This is a genomic window from Amycolatopsis sp. cg13 (assembly GCF_041346965.1).
GTDB lineage: Bacteria > Actinomycetota > Actinomycetes > Mycobacteriales > Pseudonocardiaceae > Amycolatopsis.
Window position 1 is genome coordinate 1869606 of the sequence record NZ_CP166848.1, and the last position, 18164, is coordinate 1887769.

Below are 18164 nucleotides of genomic sequence, written 5' to 3' on the forward strand. Positions count from 1 at the left end.
TTGACAACCCGCCACCAGCCGCGCTTATGGTATACCAAACAACGAAGGGTGTGCGCGATGAAGCGTTCCGCAGTGGTGGCCGCGGTGGCCTTCACCCCTTACGTGGCGATGATCGGCGGCCTGCCCTGGTTCAGCGGCGACGGCCGGATCTGGTTCCTGCCCGAGATCGGGTTCTGGATCCTGCTCTGGGTGGCCCTCACGCCCGTCTTCCTCGGCGTCGCCGACCGCATCCGGCGCCCGGGCGCCGCCGAAACCGAGCAGGAGCAGCGATGAACGCGGGCGCGGCGGTAGCGCTGGCCGTGGTGGCGCTGGCGGTGGTCATCGGACTGGCCGCGCGCGGCCGGAAGCAGATGAACCTCGAACAGTGGACGGTCGCCGGCCGGTCGTACGGGACGCTGCTGTTCTGGGTGCTCGCCGCCGGCGAGACCTACTCGACCTTCACCTATCTCGGCGCCTCCGGGTTCGCCTACGCCAACGGCGGCGCGGCGTTCTACATCGCCGGCTACGGCACGTGCGCCTTCGTCCTGTCCTACTTCTTCCTCCCTCCATTGTGGAGGTACGCGAAGAAGCACAACCTCGTCACCCAAGCGGATTTCTTCACCCACCGCTTCCGCAGCCCGTGGTTCGGCGCGCTCACCGCGATCGTCGGCGTGGCGTTCATGATCCCCTACATCGAGGCGCAATTGCTCGGCCTCGGCCAGATCGTCGAGACGACGACCGGCATCAACCGGGTCACCAGCATGGTGCTCGCGGTGGTGCTGATCGCGGTGTTCGTCTACGCGTCCGGCATGAAGGCCGCCGCGTGGGTGTCGGTGCTCAAGGACATCCTGCTGATCGGCACCGTGCTGGTCGTCGGCATCGCGATTCCGGTGCATTACTTCGGCGGCTTCGGACATCTCATCGACACCGTGCAGGCGCACCACCCCGGCTTCCTCGGCGTGCCGGCGCCGGGCAGCCCGCTCGGCGTGCCGTGGATGATGTCGACCCTGCTCGTCACGAGCGCGGCGTTCTTCATGTTCCCGCACGCGCTGGCCGCGATGTACACCGCGAAGTCCGAGCAGACGATCCGCCGCAACGCGATTTACCTTCCCCTGTACCAGATCCTGATCGCGCTGACGCTGTTCGTCGGGTTCGCCGCGGTGCTCGTCGTGCCGGGGCTGAAGGGCAGCGCCACCAACGGCGCGCTGCTTTCGCTGACCGTGAAGACCATGCCGTCGTGGGTGGTCGGCCTCGTCGGCGGCGCGGGCGCGCTGGCCGCGATCGTGCCGATCAGCCTGCTGCTCCTGCAGTCCGCGACGCTGCTGGCCCGCAACGTCTACCAGGGCGTCCTGCGGCCGAAGACCTCCGAGCTGGGCGTGTTCCGGCTGTCGCGCGGCCTGGTCGTCGTGGTGACCGCGGTGGCGCTGCTGTTCGCGGTCTTCCAGCCCGCGCTCCTGGTGAACCTGCTGCTGACCGGCCAGAACGGCGTCTCCCAGTTCTTCCCCGCGATCGTGCTGGGGCTGGTGTGGCGGCGGCTGACCAAGGCGGGCGCGGCGACCGGGCTCGTGGTCGGCGTCGCGATCGTCGCGTGGACGGTGCTGGCTTCGAAGAACACGTTGTGGGGCCTCAATCCCGGGCTCCTCGCGATCATCGTCAACGTCGTGCTCACGGTCGGCGTCAGCCTCGCCACCTCCGAGCGGCGCGAGCCGACCGTCCGTGCCGAAGCCGTGGAGGGTGTCGCGTGAACCTGTTGCTGCGCAACGTCCGGCCCGGTGGCGGCGCTCCGACGGACGTGCTGGTGCGCGACGGCAGGATCGCTGGGTTCGGACCCGACGCGGACGTCCCGGCCGATTTCCCGGTCGAGGATGGCGAAGGCGCACTGATGCTGCCCGGCCTCGTCGACGCCCACTGCCATCTCGACAAGACCCTCTGGGGCCTCCCCTGGGTGCCGAACACCTCGGGTTCGGTCCTCGCCGACCGGATCTCGAACGAACAGCGCCGCCGCAAGGAATTCGGGCTCCCCTCGCCCGAACCCGCGGCCGCGCTGCTCGGCGCGATGATCGCGAACGGCACTTCCTTCGTCCGCACGCACACCGATGTCGACCCCGAACTGGGGCTGTCCGGCATCGAGGCGGTGCGGGAGGCGGCGGCGCGGCATCGCGGCCGGGTCACCGTCGAGCAGGTCGCCTTCCCCCAGGGCGGCCTGCTCACCCGGCCGGGCACGCTGGAGCTGCTGGAGCGGGCCGTGGCGTCCGGCGTGGAGAACGTCGGCGGCATCGACCCGGCCGGCTACGACCGCGATCCGCGCGGGCATCTCGACGCGATCTTCGACATCGCCGCCCGGCACGGTTGCGGCGTCGACCTGCACCTGCACGACGAAGGTCCGCTCGGGGCCTGGGAAATCGAGCTGATCATCGAGCGGACGAAGGCGCTCGGCCTCGCCGGGAAGGTCGCGATCGGGCACGCGTTCGGCATCTGCGGCATCCCGGACGCGCAGCAGGACCGGCTGCTCGCGGGCCTCGCGGAGCAGCAGATCACGCTCACCACCGCGGCGGTGTACGACCGGCCGGTGCCGCCGCTGGCCAAAATGCGGGCAGCGGGCGCGAACGCCGCGTGCGGCAACGACGGCATCCGCGATCTGTGGGGCCCTTACGGCGACGGCGACATGCTGACACGCACCATGCACCTGGCGTACCGCAGCTCGTTCCGGACCGACCCGGAGATCGAACTCGCGCTGCACGCGGCGACGTACGGCGGCGCGAAAGCGTTACGGCTCAAGGATTACGGCCTGCGGATCGGCGACCACGCTGATTTCTTCTTGATAGACAGTGTGTACCCGGCCGAAGCCGTCGTGTCCCATCCTCCGCGGCGGCTCGTGGTGAAGGGCGGGGCTGTCGTCTCGCGGCGATAGCCCGGTCTGTGAGGGGAACCCTCACAGACTCTGAGTCCCGATGGCAGGAACGTCGCTCGGGTGGGGTTGCGGGGCCGGTGGGGGGGCGGCGGAGGCTGGGTTCCCCTCACGACCCGGAAGACACCGGTCACATGGGCTTCAATCGGGCGTTTCGCCGGTGCCAGTGTCCTTTGTGGACGGGCGGCTGGCTGAAGCAACGCATCTCAAGGTCCCGACCTTGACTCAGAGTCCCTGAGGGTTCCCCTCACGAACAGCAGCCGGGTTATTCCTGGAACGCCGGGAAGGTCGGAGGGAACAACTCTCCCGCCTCCCGGCATTCGACGTCCCGCTCCGAATACGCGGCGCGCATCTTCTCGAACAACGCCTGCGCACGGCGGCGAAGGCCCTCCTCGTCGACGCCGGGGACGTGTCCGTCGACCAGCACCGGCCGCCCCGCGACGACGGAATGCGTTGCCTGGCGGGCGGTTCCGCTGAGCAGGAACGTCCTGATTGGATCATCCCGCACACCGTCGCGGAGGTCGCCGATATGGAACGCGACGAGGTCCGCCTGCGCGCCCGGGGCCAGCTTGCCGAGGTCGTCACGACGGAGCGCGCGAGCACCGCCGAGCGTCGCGGCTTCGACGTACCACTCCGCCGGTGCCGCATCGGCGCGGTTGTCCATCACCTTCGCCAGATGCACGCCGACGTCCATGCCGCGCACCAGGTCCGGCGGGAAGGAATCAGTGCCCAGACACAGATTCAGGCCTGCTTCGCGGTAGTCGCGGAAGGAGCGCAGGGCGTGGCCGTAGCGGAATGACGTGAGCGGGCAGTGGATCACCGACGCACCGGCTGCGGCGAGCGCCGCGACGTCACCGCGGTCCTCTCCATAGACATCGGGATGGCGGTCGAGGACCTGACCGTGCGGGATCAGCAGCCGGTCGTTGAGCAGGCCGGTGCGCTTGAGCATTTCCAGCGGTGTTACGCCATAACGGTCCAGGATCAGCTCCCGCTCCAGCACGCCTTGCAGGCAGTGGAGGCGCACCAGGACGTCACGCTGCCGCGCCGCGTCGGCGGTGGCGCGCATGAGGTCTTCGGTGAGAGTTTCGATGCGGCACGGCAGCAGAACGCCGTTGACGAACGGATCGTCCAGTTTCGTTACGTGGTCGAGGAACCGCAGCGCGTCGGCCAGTCCCTCCTCGCCGCGGGGCTCGTCGAAGGCGACGGTGCGCGTACCGTCCACAGTGGCCACATTGACACCGGAACGGTAAGCAGGGCCCAGATATCCGCGCAGGCCGAGGTTCCGCGAGAAGTCCGCCATCGCGACGAGTTCCTCGTACGGTTCCGCCCATGACGAATGGACCTCCGACGCGATCGGCATGAACGTCGTGATGCCGTGCAGCGCCAGTTGAACGAGTGCGTACTCGCGAATGGTCTGCCGTTCTTCCGGAGTGAAGACGTCGCGGCGGCGGTTCGCGAAATAGTCCTCCGACCACTGCAGTCCGGTCGCACGGCCTGCGGTAGCCCAGGAATCGAGGACGAGATGGTCCACATCGGTCAGCGCGTCGAGGTCGATCAGGCCCGGGAGGACGAGCGCTTCGCCGAGGTCGACGTCCAGGTCGGTCGTTCCGGCATACCGCGGGCCGACGTAGGTGACGACGTCGTCCTCCCACACGACCTCGCCGTTCTCCAGCAGGGCGTGCTGTCCGTTCTGGTGGGCCAGCACATGGCGCGCGCGCCAGCGAGTACGCATCGGGTTCCTTCCGTCGATGCATTTAGGTATACCAAACGGCGGAACCTGGCGGCCAGACCTTGCCGGGGGCGGAGTTTTCCGGGAGCCTGGGGGAAGGTTCGCCGATACTGTCGGTGACGGCGGCGGGAGGGGATCGGATGGAGCCGGGTTTCGCCTCGGAATCGGAGCGCGTGACGGAACGGCTGCGCAACGAAATCCTCGACGGCACGCGGGCTCCCGGCAGCAAGCTGGTCGAACGGGACCTGGCCGCGGAGATGGGCGTGAGCCGGGTGCCGGTGCGGGACGCGTTGCGCGCGCTGGGAAACGAGGGCCTGGTCACGCCGCGGCCCCGGTCGTGGTCGGTGGTGCGGGAGTTCACCGCTTCGGATGTCGCGGACCTCAACGAGGTGCGCACGGCCTTCGAAGGCCTCACTTTCCGGCTCGCCGCGCAGCGCCGCACCCGCGAGGGCCTGGCGCGGCTGCGGGAGGTGCTGGACACGGAACTGCGCGCCGCCCGCGCCGGCGACGCGGTTTCGGCTCGCCGCGCGGCCGCGGATTTCCACGAGGTCGTGACATCGCTGTCGGCGAACGAACTGCTTGGCGAACTGGAACGAACGCTGCGCAGCCGGATGCGGTGGCTGCTGGGCCAGCACGACGACCTGGAAGCCATGGCGGCGGAACACGAGCTTCTGTACGAGGCGATCGTGGACCGCGACGTCGAGCGGGTGGAACGGCTTGTGCTGGCTCATCTGGCGACGGGCACGAGCGAGGCGGCGCGGCGGCATCCGGCGGAGGAGACCGCTTCGGCGGGTTGAGGTGCTTCCGTTAGCCCGGGATTTCGCTTCGGCGGGTTGCGGCCTCGCGGCCTGGCGGGAGCTGAGTAACGCACTCCGCTGGGATCTCAGCACTGCCGCGCGAACGGATCCCTGGCTCCCTGAGATCTCAGGAGCTGCCGGGATGGCAGCGATATCCCCATGCCCATCGCGATTCGATCAACCGGCCCCGTTGAGATCTCAACGCCGCCCGGTAACGGCAGTGCTCGGATCCCAACGCCACCCCGCACAGCTCCGCTGAGATCTCAGGTGCCCCGTGAAATCTCAGCGGAACTGAAGCATCGGCACCAGTCCAGCAGGCTCTCCCGACCCCGCCGGACTTCGCCCGTCAGAGGTCGACGACCGCCAACCCGTCGGCCACCACGACGCCGTCGTGCAGCACCGTTCGGTCCTTGCCCAGGTCCATCACCGCGCTGGTCGGAGTCTCGCCGTCCACGAGGACCAAGTCCGCGCGGTCGCCGACTGCCACTCCGGGCCGGTCGGCGATGCCCGCCAGTCGGGGGACGTCGTGGCTCATGATCGACGCGCCGCCCATCGTCGCGACCGCCAGTGCCATCTCGATCAGCTCGTCGCGGCGGAACCCGTGGGTGAAAGCCAGCTGCCAGGTGCGGTCGAGGAGGTCGCAGTTGCCGTACGGGCTCCAGTAATCGCGCTGGCCGTCCTCCCCCAGCCCGACGCGCACGCCCGCGGTCGTCAGGTCCGCGAGCGACAACTGCCGGTCGACGGACGGCGCGACGGTCGCCATCGCGATGTCCAGCTCCGCGAACGTGTCGATCAGCCGGCGGCTCACCGCTTCCGAAACCGACCCCAGCTCGTACGCGTGCGACATGGTCACCTTGCCCCGCATGTCCAGCGCGCGGACCCGCTCGATCACCAGGTCGGTCGAAAACACGCCGAGATGCCCCGGTTCGTGCAGGTGGATGTCCACCTCGACGCCGTACTTCTCGGCCAGCCCGAACACGACGTCCAGATGCCCCTTGGGGTCCTTGTCCAGCGAACACGGATCGATCCCGCCGACGACCGTCGCGCCCGAACGCAGCGAGGCCTCCAGCACGTCCACCGTGCCCGGCTCGCGCAGGATCCCGGCCTGCGGAAACGCCATGACCTCGACGTCCGCGTGCCCCGCGAAGCGCTCCTTGGCCGCGAGGACCGCGTCGAGCTTCTCGAGTTGGCAGTCCATGTCGACCTGCGCGTAAGTGCGCACACGCGTGGTGCCGTTCGCGATCATCCGCTCCAGCGTGCCCGCGACGCGCTCCGGCAGCGGGACTTCGGCGTTCCGCCAGTTCTCGCGGTCGTTCAGCATCATCGCCCACACGCCCGGCGCACCGGTGTGCGGCCGGAACGGCAGCCCGATCCGCGTCGAGTCGAGGTGGACGTGCACGTCGCTGAACGACGGGAACAGCAACCGCCCGCGCCCCTCGACCACGTCCGGCCCAGGCGCCGCCGCCGGATCGTGCGGCCGGACCGCAGCGATCCGGTCGCCGGCCACCTCGACGTCGCTGCGCTGACCGCCCCAGGGACGGACGTCACGGATCAACACGGAGAGCACCTTTCTCAGCGGGAGCGCTTTGGTATACCAAGAGTACCTGACGCGCGAGTCCGCGCGCTCCGCACGCCAAGCCGCCGCAGGCGCATAAGATCGCCTGCGGAGGAACGCCGATGAACGAGAAATCGCCCGTGGCCGACCGGTACCGGCTGGATCCGGGCTGGGCTTGGCTGGCCTCCCCTGGTGGCGTCATCCCCGGCGGCGCACTGACTTTCGTGCGCGGGATGAGCGTCGCCGAAGTGTTCCGCACGTTCGACATCGACCCGGACTCGGCACGGACGATGACCGCGCGGCAAGCGCTGACCGACCCGGTGCTGCAAACGGGCATGTACGACGAGGGGCCGCAGTGGATCCGCGTCGCCGAGTCCGGCGAATGGACAGTCGCGGTGGAGTACTCGCAGCAGAAGAGCTACGTCGACGGCATCTCGAGCCACTTGGCCCAGAACACCGAGGTTGTCCTCATTTCCGCCAACCCGTTCGACCCGGCGGAGGTCAGCTATCTCTCGCACGGCGATTTCGTCTTCGCGTTCGGCTGCGGCGCGCCCTACGACTCCCGGGCCGGGAGTCGCCCCCACATGTTCGACGACGAGATGTTCGACGCCGGGCTCCTCGACTTCCCGTCACGGGCGACCATCCGCGACGCGTCGGTCGCGATGATGGCGATCCTGGGAGGGCATTTCGGATTCAGCCTGACCCCGGAGACAGTCAACGGACCGCTCCCTACTGCTTACCGCATGCACCTGTACACGCCGCCCAGGATCAACCCGCAAGCAGGCGCAGAAGCCGAGCGGTCTCCGAAGCCACCGCCGCCCTCCCCAGCCTGACGTACTTCCTCGGGTCCACCGCCTCCGGCTGCTCCGCCAGGAACTGCCGCACCGAGCGCGTGAACAGGCCATTCAGGTGCGTTGAGATATTGACCTTCGTCATCCCGCTCACCACCGCACCGCGCAGTTCTTCGTCGGACAGGCCGGACGAGCCGTGCAATACCAGCGGGACCGGGATGGCATCTCGCAATCGGGTCACCAGCGCGCGGTCCACCTGCGCGGTCCGCTCCACCATCGCGTGGGACGTGCCGACTGCCACGGCCAGCGCGTCGACCCCGGTTGCGGCCACGAAGTCCGCTGCCTCGGCCGGGTCGGTGCGGGCACCGGGGGCGTGCACCCCGTCCTTGCCACCGACCTCGCCCAGTTCGGCTTCCACTGCCACACCTGCCTCGTGGCACAGGTCGGCGATTTCGCGGGTGGTGCGCAGGTTTTCCGCATAGGGCAGCCGCGAGCCGTCGTACATCACGCTGTCGACGCCCAGTTCGATGCCTTCACGGATCAGCTCGGGGTCTTCGATGTGGTCCAGGTGCACCAGCACATCGACGGACGCGCGGCGGGCGATTTCCAACGACGCCACGGTGATCGGGGCCAGGCCGCCGTGGTAGCGGACGCAGTTTTCGCTGATCTGCAGCACCACCGGCAATCCGACCTGCTCCGCGCCTTCGGTGATGGCCTCGGCGTGTTCGAGCATGATCACGTTGAACGCGCCCACGGCGGAACCGCGCTCGCGGGCGGCGGCCAGCAGCCGGGGCAGGTCGGGGCGGGTGATCATGCGGAGGCTCCGTTCAGGAATCGGTGGTAGGCGGGCAGGTCGACCTCACCGGCGACCGGCCGGAGGACGGCTGCAGCGCCCAGTGCGGCGGCAGTGCGCAGGGCTTCGATCAGAGGACGACCGGCGGCGAGGGCTGAGGCCAGTCCGGCGGTTGCGGCATCCCCGGCACCGGTCGGGTTGCCGTGCACGTCGGGGATGGCAGGGACGGTGAAGACTCCTCCCGGGGTGTAGGCGGCTATTCCTTCGGCCCCGCGCGAGACCACGACCAACTCGGCGCCAAGGCGGAGAAGCGTTCCCGCGCCGGAAGCTTCGTCGGCAGCAGACGTCGCGTCGAGCAGCTCAGCCCGGTTCGGCTTCACGACAGCACCAGCCCGCGCAGCGGCCAGAAGAACCGGCCCCGATGCATCGACCAGCGTCCGCGCTCCGGCTTTTCGGGCGATGCGGACCCACTCGGCGACCAGATCCGGTGAAGAACCGCGCGGCAGAGAGCCGGAAACCACCAGGACTCTGGCATCAGCCAGACACTCGGCCAGGTGCCTGCCGAAAGCCGTCCATTCCACTTCGGACACTTCCGGGCCGGGTTCCGTGTAGACAGTGGGATGCCCGTCCCCGGTCACCGTCACGGTGGTGCGGTTCTCGCCGGAAATCGGGACGGTGTCGAACGGAATGTCCAAGGCAGAACCGAGCCATCGGCCCGCATCGCCGCCCAGAGGGAGTACTGCCCGGACCGGGACGTCCATCGCGGCGAGTACGCGGGCGACGTTGACGCCTTTGCCGCCTGGTCGTCGCTGCACCTCCAGCACCCGGTTGGTGTCCCCGGGCGTGTGGGTGCCGACCCGGTAGGTGACGTCGATGGCCGGGTTCGGCGTCACGGCGACGATCATCAGACGAGGATGACCGAGCGCGTCAGCGAGCGCGGGCGGTCGGGGTTCAGGCCGCGCCGGGCGGCCAGTGCGACGGCGAAGCGTTGCGCGACCACGAGTGCGGCCAGCGGGTCGAGGTCGTGGTGCACGAATCGGGCGCCGGTGCGGGCGACCTCGTCCGCGAGTCCGGCAGGCGGCTCGCCCAGCGACCAGACGAGACGGCCTGGTTGAGCGATCGCGATCGGGCCGTGGCGGTAGTCCATGGCGGGGTAGGACTCGGCCCAGAACTGTGCGGCCTCGCGGGTTTTCAGCGCGGCTTCGCAGGCCAGGCCGACGGCGGGGCCGCGGCCGACGAAGGTGACCTGTTCGGCGTCGATCAGGTCGTCGATCGGTTCGGCCAGCGCCTCGGAGCAGGCCGCGGCGAGCTGGTCGATGTCGTCGCCCAGGCCCGCGCGCAGCAGGGCGAGCGCGGTGGTGGCGAACCGCGTTTGCACGACGGATTGCTCGTCGGCGAAGGAAAGTTCGACGACCTCGTCCGCCTGCGCGGCCGCGGGGCTGTCGCCGACCGCGGTGATCAGCACGGTGCGCTGCGCGGGCAGGGCGGTGAGCAGGTCGATGATCTCGGTCGTGGTGCCGGAGCGGGAGATCGCGACGACGCGGTCGTATTCGCGCGACGCCGGATACTCCGAGCCGGCGAAGGCGTCGGTGATCCCGTGGCCGCGTTGTTCGCGGGCGACGGCGTAGCTCATCGCGATGAACCAGCTGGTGCCGCAGCCGACGACCGCCACTCGTTCGCCTGGCTGGGGCAGGGCTGCTGACGGGGCGAGGGCAGCTGCCGCGCGCCACATCTCGGGCTGGGAAGCCAGTTCGGCGGCCGCGAAGGAGCCGGGGGCATCCGGAAGGGAGGACACGGGATGGAGGCCTTTCGATCCAGGGCAAGGGAGGTGATCGCCTCCGTCAGATTACTTGAGTGATTTTGATCGGTCCAGCCATTCAGATGCAGATTCGCTCACGCGGTTGCGCCGAACCGCGCCTTAGGATGAGCACCGGACCGCCTCCGACCAGGAACGAGAGACCCGGCATGACGCCCCAGCAACGCTTGAACGCCCTGCTCGAATTGGTGAGCGAACGGGGCAACGTCACGGTTTCGGAGATCGGCGCCGCGCTCGACGTCTCCCCCGCGACCGCGCGACGGGACTTGACAATCCTCGTCGACCAGCGGCTGATCACCCGCACCCACGGCGGGGCCGCCGCGCTGGGCACCGGCTACGAACTGCCGCTGCAGTACAAGATCGCCCGGCAGGCCGAGGCGAAGACCGCGATCGCCGCCCGCGCCGCCGACCTGGTACAGCCGGGGGAAACCGTGGGCATCAACGGCGGCACCACGACCACCGAGGTCGCCCGCGCGCTGGGCAAGAGCGAGCGGTTCGTCCGCACCGACGGCGAACCGGGGCTGACCGTCGTCACCAACGCGCTCAACATCGCCTACGAGCTGTCCGTCCGCGCGCAGGTCAAGATCGTCGTGACCGGAGGCGTCGCGCGGCGCCAGTCCTATGAACTGATCGGCTCGCTCGTCTCGGACGCGCTCTCGGGGTTCGCGCTCGACACGGTCATCCTCGGCGTCGACGGCCTGAGCGCGCAGTACGGCGCGACCACGCTGCACGAGGGAGAAGCCGAGGTCAGCAGACACTTCAGCCAGGTCGCGCGGCGCGTGATCGCGGTGGCGGACGCGACGAAGCTGGCCAAGCCGACGTTCGCCCGCATCTGCCGGCTCGACGCGATCGACGTCCTCGCCACCGACTCCGAGGTGCCCGCTTCGTTCGCCGCCGACCTGGCCGCGGCCTCGGTGGAGCTCGTCATCGCCAGCTGAGCCCGTTGCGCATTTCTGATTGTTTTGCCATGATGCAGATCAATATCACGCAGAAGTGAGGTGGCGACGTGGCGAACCGCGGGGTGCTGCGGGTCGGTGTGGTCGGAGTCGGCCTGCGGGCCGGGATCGCCCGGCACGCAACGGAATCCGGGGTCGCGGCGGAGATTGTCGCCGCTTCGGATCCCGACGAGCGAGGCCGGGCGCGAGCGCGCGAGATGTTCGGCGCCATCGAGATCGTGGCCGGACACCAAGAACTCGCGAACTTGGTCGACGCCGCGATCGTCACCTCGCCGGACTGGACGCACGCCGAGATCGCCGTCGACCTGCTTCGCGCCGGAGTGTCCGTATACCTCGAAAAACCCCTCGCCACAACGCTTCCCGACGCGGACGCGGTCCTCGCCGCTGCCCAGGAAACCGGCACGAAGCTCTACATCGGACACAACTTCCGGCACGCAGCCGTCGTCCGCACGCTGCGCGACGTCGTGACCCGCGGCGAGATCGGCGAGGTGAAAGCCGTGTGGTGCCGCCATTTCGTCGGCAACGGCGGCGACTACTACTTCAAGGACTGGCACGCCGACCGCAGCCGCGTGAATTCGCTGCTGCTGCAGAAGGCCAGCCACGACCTCGACGTCATCCACTACCTCGCCGGCGGCTTCACCCGCCGCGTCACCGCGATGGGCGACCTCGCCGTCTACGGCAGGATCGCCGACCGAAGCGGCCAAGGCGACCGCCTGGCCGACGACTGGTTCTCCTTCGACAATTGGCCCCCGGCAACGCAAACCGGCCTCAACCCGGTCGTCGACGTCGAAGACCTCTCGATGGTCCACATGCGACTCGACAACGGCGTGCTCGCCAGCTACGAACAGTGCCACTTCACGCCCGATTACTGGCGCAACTACACCGTGATCGGCACCGAAGGCCGCGCGGAGAACTTCGGCGACACCGGCGGCGGCGTGGTGAAAGTGTGGAATCACCGCCGCGAATGGTCGCTGGACGGAGACCGCGAGCACCCGATCGACGGTGTCGCACCAGGACATCGGGACGCGGATCTCCTTACCATGACTGAATTCCTGCGTTACGCAGCGCACGGCGACCCGCCGGAACTGTCCCCGATCGCCGCCCGCGAGGCGGTGGCGACGGGTGCGCTCGCCACGCAATCCCTGCGCTCCGGCTCCGTGCCGATCGACATTCCTCCCCTCCCCCGAACGGTAGCCGCCTACTTCTCCCCGCCGGAAGGAAACCGCAGATGACTCCACCCTCCCGCCGTCCCCGCCCACGCTGCTAGCGCAAGGGAAGGAAAACGATCCCATGCGCGTGCGAACCCTGACCCGGCGCGGGTTTCTCCGCGGCGCGGCGGCCATGGCGCTGGTACCCGCCGCCGCGGCCTGCGCCGAAGCGCCCGCCGCCACGTCCGGACCGGTCACCGTCGAAATGTGGCACGGCCAGAACGACACCGGCCTCAAAGTCCTCAAGCAGCTGGTCGCCTCGTTCGAGCGCGAGCACCCCGACATCCGGATCGACCTCGGCGGCGGCGTGCTCGCCGATGCCATGCTGCAGAAGGTGACCGCGGCGCTCGCCTCCGGTTCTTACCCGGACATCGCCTACATCTTCGGCTCCGACCTCGCCAGCATCGCCCGCAGTCCGCGAGTGGCCGACATGGGCGACGTCGTCAACCAAGGCACCCAGTTCTGGAAGCCGGCGCTCGAAGCGGTCACCGTGAACGAACGCGTCCGTGCGGTGCCCGCGATGCTCGACTCGCTCGCCGTGGCCTGCAACGAGAAACTGTTCCAGGACCACGGCGTCCCGCTGCCGGACGAGAACTGGCGCTGGCCGGATTTCGTTGCCGCCGCGAAGAAACTGACCAACCGCGACCAGGGGCAGTTCGGCACCGCCTGGCCCGGCGCGGGCGACGAGGACACGGTCTGGCGGCTGTGGCCGATGATCTGGGACCTCGGCGGCACCATCGTCGGCCAGGACGGCCGCAGCATCGGTTTCGCCGACAGCGGGGTGCGAGCGCTCGACGTCATCCGGCAGCTCTCCGCCGACCGCAGTGTCTACATCGACCCGAAACCCGGCTCCGAGCAGATGTACCAAGCCTTCGCCTCCGGCCGGATCGCGATGGTGCCGACCGGTCCGTGGCAGCTGCCCGACATCAACGACGCGGGGCTCGACTACCACATCGTCCCGCTGCCCACCTTCACCGGAAACCCGATCACCATCTCCGGACCGGACACCTGGACGGTGTTCGACAACGGCGACCGCCGCCTCGCCGCGGCCAAGACGTTCCTGCGCTGGCTCACCGCGCCGGCCCAGGACGTCGTCTGGGACGTCGGCGCCGGCAGCCTCCCGTTGAGCGCCGAATCGCAGCGTCTTCCGGAATGGCAGCGCAAAACCCAGGACACCGCGGGCCTTTCCGTGTTCGTCAAGTCGCTCGAGAACTCGCACGTCCGCGCCAACCACCCCGCCTACCCGCAGGTTTCGCAGGCCGTCGCCGCGGCGATCGTCTCCGTGCTGCTCGGGCGCGCGACCCCCGCCGACGCCATGCGCGACTGTGCTTCCGCGGCCAACGCCGCCCTCATCATCCCCCGTTAGGACCCCGCCCATGTCCGTACATCCCGGCCCGATCACAGTAGCTCCGGCCGCCAAGACCCGCCGCCGACGCGAGACCGCCACCGCCTGGGCCTACCTGAGCCCCTCGGTGATCGTCATCATCGGCCTCGGCCTGGTGCCCGTCGTGTGGTCGCTGATTCTGTCGTTCCAGGCCGACGACCTCGTCACCCCGTCCCGGTTCGTCGGCGTCGACAACTACGCGGCGCTCGCGCAGGACCCGCACTTCGGTCAAGCGGTCGGCAATACGCTGCTGTACACGGCGTTATACGTCCCGCTGAGCATCGTGCTCGGCCTCGCGCTGGCGCTCGCGCTGAACCGGCGGGTGCGCTTCATCGGCGCGTACCGGACGTTGATGTTCGTGCCGTTCGTGCTGTCGGCCACCGCACAGGGTGTCCTGTTCTCGTTCATCCTCGACCCCGAATTCGGGGTCGCCAACTCGCTGCTGCACCGGATCGGGCTTAGCCAGCAAGGGTTTCTGACCGACCCGTCGCAGGCGCTGCTGATCCTGGTCGCCATCACGCTGTGGAGCGGCACCGGGTTTTGCATGGTGGTCTTCCTGGCCGCGCTGCAGGACGTGCCGCCGTCGCTCATCGAAGCCGCGCGGCTGGACGGCGCCGGTCCATTCCGGATTCTCAGGCACGTCACCCTGCCCGCGGTGCTGCCGGTGACCACGTTCCTGACGCTGTGGCAGCTGATCCAATCGCTCCAGGTGTTCGACCTGACCTACGTCACCACCAAAGGCGGGCCGCTCGGTTCGACCACGGTGATCGTCTACTTCATCTGGCAGCAGGCGTTCCAGAACTTCACCGCCGGATACGGCGCCGCCGCCGCGTACGTGCTCGCCGTCGTGCTGCTGGCGCTCGGGCTGGGCGTCCGGCTGCTGCGCCGCAACAAGGAGGTCCGATGACGACGCGCGCCCACGTCGCCCCCGTATCCGCGGCCCAGCTGCCCGTCGTGAGTCAGCGCAGGCGCTGGCGGCTGCCGTTCAGCCCGTGGCATCTGCTGCTGGCTCCGCTGGCGCTGGTGTTCGCGGCCCCGCTGGTGTGGCTGCTGCTGAGTTCGGTGATGAGCAACGCGGAGATCAACCGGTTCCCGCCGTCGCTGTGGCCGTCCGGGATCGACTTCTCCGGCTACCGGTACGTGCTGGAGAACGCGCTGTTCCTGCGCTGGTTCTCCAACTCGCTGATCGTGTCGGTCGTGACCGTGGCGGCCAACCTCGTCTTCGGCTCGCTCGGCGGCTACGCGTTCGCGCGCATGCGGTTCCGCGGTTCGAAGGCGATGCTCGGGCTGATGATGGCGACTATGGCGGTGCCGTTCCAGCTCACCATGATCCCGACGTTCCTGGTGATGAAAAAGCTCGGCCTCATCGACTCGCTCGGCGCGCTGATCGTTCCGTCGCTGGTCACGCCGTTCGCCGTGTTCCTGCTGCGGCAGTTCTTCCTGTCGCTCCCGCGCGAACTGGAGGAAGCGGCCTGGATCGACGGCTGTTCACGGCTGCGCGTGCTGGTGCGGATCGTGCTTCCGCTGTCCCGGCCTGCGCTGAGCACCGTCGCGGTGCTGACCTTCCTCAGCACCTGGAACGACCTGACCTGGCCGTTGATCGCGATCAACCACGACACCCAGTACACGCTGCAGCTCGGCCTCACCACCTTCCAGGGACAGCACCACACGAACTGGGCCGCGGTGATGGCCGGGAACGTGATCACCGTGCTGCCGGTGCTGCTGGCATTCCTGGGCGCGCAGAAGACGTTCATCCAGTCCATCACCTCCAGCGGCCTCAAAGGCTGAACCGAGTCGTCCAGAGGAACCACGCATGCCGCACCGCTTCGACCTGCTCGTGCTCGGCGACGTCAACCCCGACGTCGTCCTCGGGCCGCTGACCGAGGACCTCGACTTCCGGCAACGGGAGAACCTCGTCGGCCACGGCTGCATCACCCTCGGCGGGTCCGCCGCGATCACCGCCGCCGGGGCCGCCCGGCTGGGGCTGAAGGTCGCCTTCGCCGGACGGATCGGCGACGACACCGCCGGTCGTTTCGTCCGCGACATCCTCGAGGACCGCGGCGTCGACACCCAGACGCTCACGGTGGATCCGACGCTGCCGACCCCGCTCACCGCGATCCTGACCCGCGACGACAGCCGCGCCATCATCACCAGCGCCGGTGTGCTGGACGCCGTGTCGGCGGCGGACGTCCCCGCCGAGTTGCTGGCGAGCGCCCGGCACGTCCACGCCTCGTCGTACTTCCTGATGCCCAAGCTGGCCGCCGGGCTGCCGGAGCTGTTCCGCACCGCGCGGGCGCACGGCGCGACGACCTCGCTGGACACCAACGACGACCCAGCGCGGCAGTGGGATCCCAGCGGCATCCCGCTGGTACTTCAGGAGACCGACTACCTCCTGCCCAACGCCGCCGAAGCCCTTCAGCTGTCCGGAAAATCCAGCCTGCACGACGCCGCGGCACACCTCGCCGCACAGGGTCCGACTGTCGTCGTCAAGAACGGTGCCGACGGCGCGCTCGCGCACCACCGCGGCGAAACCGTCACGGTTCCCGCGTCCTCGATCACCCCGCTCGACACCGTCGGCGCCGGGGACAGCTTCAACGCCGCGTTCCTCGCCGCGACGCTGCGCGGTCTGCCGTTGTCCGACGCGCTGCGGGCCGGGGTCGAAGGCGGCGGCCGTTCGACGCTCGCGCACGGCGGGATCGACGGCCAGCCCACTTGGAACGAGCTCCATCTCACTGAAACGGAAAGTGCATGACCACCAAGATCACCTTCATCGGCGCCGGCAGCGTCGTGTTCACCCAGGGTCTGCTGGCAGACCTGTTCGCCTACCCCGAATTGGCCGAGGTGCACGTCGCGCTGCACGACATCGACCCGGAACGCCTGCGCATCGCGCACGCGGCGGCCGGTCGCATCGCCGAAGCGCGCGGAGCCAAGCCGGTCCTCACCGCGCACGCGGACCGTCGGGAAGCCCTCGACGGCGCGGATTTCGTCATCAACATGGTCCAAATCGGAATGGGCGAGGCCACCCGCGTCGACTTCGACATCCCCGCGCGCTTCGGGGTGAAGCAGACCATCGGCGACACGCTCGGCGTCGGCGGGATTTTCCGTGCCCTGCGCACTTTCCCGTTCCTGCGCGAACTCGGCGAGGACATCGCGCGGGTGTGCCCGCAGGCGTGGCTGCTGAACTACACGAACCCGATGGCGATGAACGTGCAGTACCTGTCCGAGACGCTCGGCTCGGACCGCGTCGTCGGCCTGTGCCATTCGGTGTACTGGACCGTGCACGACCTGGCCGCGCTGCTGGAGGTGCCGCTGTCCGAGGTCGCTTACCACGCCGCGGGCATCAACCACCAGGCCTGGATCCTGCGTTTGGAACATCAGGGCAACGATCTGTACCCGCGGCTCGCCGAACTCGCCGAAGACCCGCAGCTTCGGCGGCGTGTGCGGTTCGACATGTTCCGGCGGCTCGGCTACTACCCCACCGAAACGAGCGAGCATTCCTCCGAATACGTGCCGTGGTATCTCGGCCACGCCAGCGAAATCGAACGGCTGCGGCTGCCGATCGGCGCGTATCTGGACGTCGTGGCGGAGAACGAAGCCGAATACGAACGTACGCGCCAGGCCATCGAGCGCGACGAACCGCTCACCGTCGAAGGTACCAACGAATACGCACCGCAGATCATCCACAGTGTCGTCACCGGCACGCCGCGCACCGTTTACGGCAATGTGCTCAACCGCGGGCTGATCCCGAATCTTCCGGCGACCGGAGCCGTCGAGGTGCCGTGCCTCGCCGACGCCACCGGCATTCGCCCGACGCGGGTCAACGCGCTTCCGCCGCAGCTCGCCGCGCTCAACCGCACCTACCTGAGCACCACCGAACTCGTGGTGCGCGCGGCGATCGAGGACGATCCCCGGCACATCCGCCACGCCGCGATGACCGATCCCGCCACCGCGGCCGCGCTTCCGGTCGAACGCATCTGGGAACTGTGCGACGAAATGGTGCTCGCGCACGGCGACGCGCTCCAGCCCGGGTTGCGGAAAACGCTGGGCAGCTAACGACTCTTGACGGCGCGGCGCGGTGATCCGCTAAACTTCTGGTGCCTGCCGGACGGGCAGGCGCCAGAAGTACGCCCAGCCGGTAATGCGGATTGTCCCGCGAGCCCGGACCCAGTCGCCAGGATGTCTTCTCCACCGTCCGAGGCGGGGCCGTACTCACCAACGCTGGAGTCACCAGATGCATTCGCTTCCTGG

General features: G+C 68.9%; 17 protein-coding genes. 12 read left to right on the forward strand and 5 right to left on the reverse strand.

Annotated features, from left to right (window positions below):
* Nucleotides 1–57 precede the first annotated feature (57 nt).
* Genes AB5I40_RS08340 through AB5I40_RS08350 form a run of 3 tightly spaced genes read left to right on the forward strand, consistent with a single transcriptional unit; the run spans nt 58 to nt 2890 of the window.
* Nucleotides 58–273: a hypothetical protein gene (locus AB5I40_RS08340; protein ID WP_370937857.1), complete on the forward strand. Its 216-nt coding sequence runs from the start codon at nt 58–60 to the stop codon at nt 271–273.
* On the forward strand, nt 270–1724 hold the full coding sequence (locus AB5I40_RS08345) for a sodium:solute symporter (protein WP_370937858.1): 1455 nt from the start codon (nt 270–272) through the stop codon (nt 1722–1724). Before AB5I40_RS08340 ends, AB5I40_RS08345 begins: the two co-directional genes overlap by 4 nt.
* A complete protein-coding gene (locus AB5I40_RS08350; protein WP_370937859.1) occupies nt 1721–2890 on the forward strand; it encodes an amidohydrolase in 1170 nt (389 codons plus the stop codon). The genes AB5I40_RS08345 and AB5I40_RS08350 overlap by 4 nt, the downstream gene beginning before the upstream one ends.
* Nucleotides 2891–3152: 262 nt before the next feature.
* Here AB5I40_RS08350 and AB5I40_RS08355 read toward each other — a convergent pair whose 3' ends face one another.
* Nucleotides 3153–4619 carry a chlorohydrolase family protein gene (locus AB5I40_RS08355; RefSeq protein WP_370937860.1) on the reverse strand — a complete coding sequence of 489 codons (1467 nt, stop codon included), beginning with the start codon at nt 4617–4619 and terminating at the stop codon, nt 3153–3155.
* Between the two features lie 137 nt (nt 4620–4756).
* On the opposite strand from AB5I40_RS08355, the gene AB5I40_RS08360 reads away from it, so the two are divergent.
* Complete coding sequence (locus AB5I40_RS08360) at nt 4757–5413, forward strand: GntR family transcriptional regulator (protein ID WP_370937861.1); 657 nt, start codon at nt 4757–4759, stop codon at nt 5411–5413.
* Nucleotides 5414–5759: 346 nt separating this feature from the next.
* Here AB5I40_RS08360 and AB5I40_RS08365 read toward each other — a convergent pair whose 3' ends face one another.
* Nucleotides 5760–6971, reverse strand: a complete 1212-nt coding sequence (locus tag AB5I40_RS08365; RefSeq protein WP_370937862.1) for an amidohydrolase family protein — start codon at nt 6969–6971, stop codon at nt 5760–5762.
* Nucleotides 6972–7090: 119 nt separating this feature from the next.
* Between AB5I40_RS08365 and AB5I40_RS08370 the strand changes: the two genes are divergently transcribed.
* Nucleotides 7091–7801, forward strand: coding sequence for a DUF6461 domain-containing protein (locus AB5I40_RS08370; RefSeq protein WP_370937863.1), 711 nt, complete (start codon nt 7091–7093; stop codon nt 7799–7801).
* Here the strand turns inward: AB5I40_RS08370 and AB5I40_RS08375 are convergent.
* From AB5I40_RS08375 to AB5I40_RS08385, 3 genes are read right to left on the reverse strand one after another with little or no spacing between them, the layout of a single operon-like run.
* Nucleotides 7737–8573, reverse strand: a complete 837-nt coding sequence (locus tag AB5I40_RS08375; RefSeq protein ID WP_370937864.1) for a class II fructose-bisphosphate aldolase — start codon at nt 8571–8573, stop codon at nt 7737–7739. The two genes, AB5I40_RS08370 and AB5I40_RS08375, sit on opposite strands and share 65 nt — an antisense overlap.
* Complete coding sequence (locus tag AB5I40_RS08380) at nt 8570–9457, reverse strand: 1-phosphofructokinase family hexose kinase (protein ID WP_370937865.1); 888 nt, start codon at nt 9455–9457, stop codon at nt 8570–8572. The genes AB5I40_RS08375 and AB5I40_RS08380 overlap by 4 nt, the downstream gene beginning before the upstream one ends.
* The gene (locus AB5I40_RS08385; RefSeq protein WP_370940477.1) at nt 9457–10284 is read right to left on the reverse strand and encodes an SIS domain-containing protein; all 828 of its coding nucleotides are present in this window, start codon (nt 10282–10284) and stop codon (nt 9457–9459) included. The genes AB5I40_RS08380 and AB5I40_RS08385 overlap by 1 nt, the downstream gene beginning before the upstream one ends.
* Nucleotides 10285–10517: 233 nt before the next feature.
* On the opposite strand from AB5I40_RS08385, the gene AB5I40_RS08390 reads away from it, so the two are divergent.
* The 7 genes from AB5I40_RS08390 (at nt 10518) to AB5I40_RS08420 (ending at nt 17969) form a co-directional block, all read left to right on the forward strand.
* Entirely contained in the window at nt 10518–11306 is a 789-nt protein-coding gene (locus AB5I40_RS08390; RefSeq protein ID WP_370937866.1) for a DeoR/GlpR family DNA-binding transcription regulator, read from the forward strand.
* A gap of 68 nt (nt 11307–11374) precedes the next feature.
* A complete protein-coding gene (locus tag AB5I40_RS08395) occupies nt 11375–12556 on the forward strand; it encodes a Gfo/Idh/MocA family protein (protein ID WP_370937867.1) in 1182 nt (393 codons plus the stop codon).
* Nucleotides 12557–12614: 58 nt separating this feature from the next.
* Entirely contained in the window at nt 12615–13898 is a 1284-nt protein-coding gene (locus AB5I40_RS08400) for an extracellular solute-binding protein (RefSeq protein WP_370937868.1), read from the forward strand.
* 10 nt (nt 13899–13908) lie between these two features.
* The gene (locus AB5I40_RS08405) at nt 13909–14823 is read left to right on the forward strand and encodes a carbohydrate ABC transporter permease (RefSeq protein WP_370937869.1); all 915 of its coding nucleotides are present in this window, start codon (nt 13909–13911) and stop codon (nt 14821–14823) included.
* Complete coding sequence (locus AB5I40_RS08410) at nt 14820–15704, forward strand: carbohydrate ABC transporter permease (protein ID WP_370937870.1); 885 nt, start codon at nt 14820–14822, stop codon at nt 15702–15704. The genes AB5I40_RS08405 and AB5I40_RS08410 overlap by 4 nt, the downstream gene beginning before the upstream one ends.
* Nucleotides 15705–15729: 25 nt before the next feature.
* Nucleotides 15730–16668 carry a carbohydrate kinase family protein gene (locus AB5I40_RS08415; RefSeq protein ID WP_370937871.1) on the forward strand — a complete coding sequence of 313 codons (939 nt, stop codon included), beginning with the start codon at nt 15730–15732 and terminating at the stop codon, nt 16666–16668.
* Complete coding sequence (locus tag AB5I40_RS08420) at nt 16665–17969, forward strand: alpha-glucosidase/alpha-galactosidase (RefSeq protein ID WP_370937872.1); 1305 nt, start codon at nt 16665–16667, stop codon at nt 17967–17969. Before AB5I40_RS08415 ends, AB5I40_RS08420 begins: the two co-directional genes overlap by 4 nt.
* Nucleotides 17970–18164 lie beyond the last annotated feature (195 nt).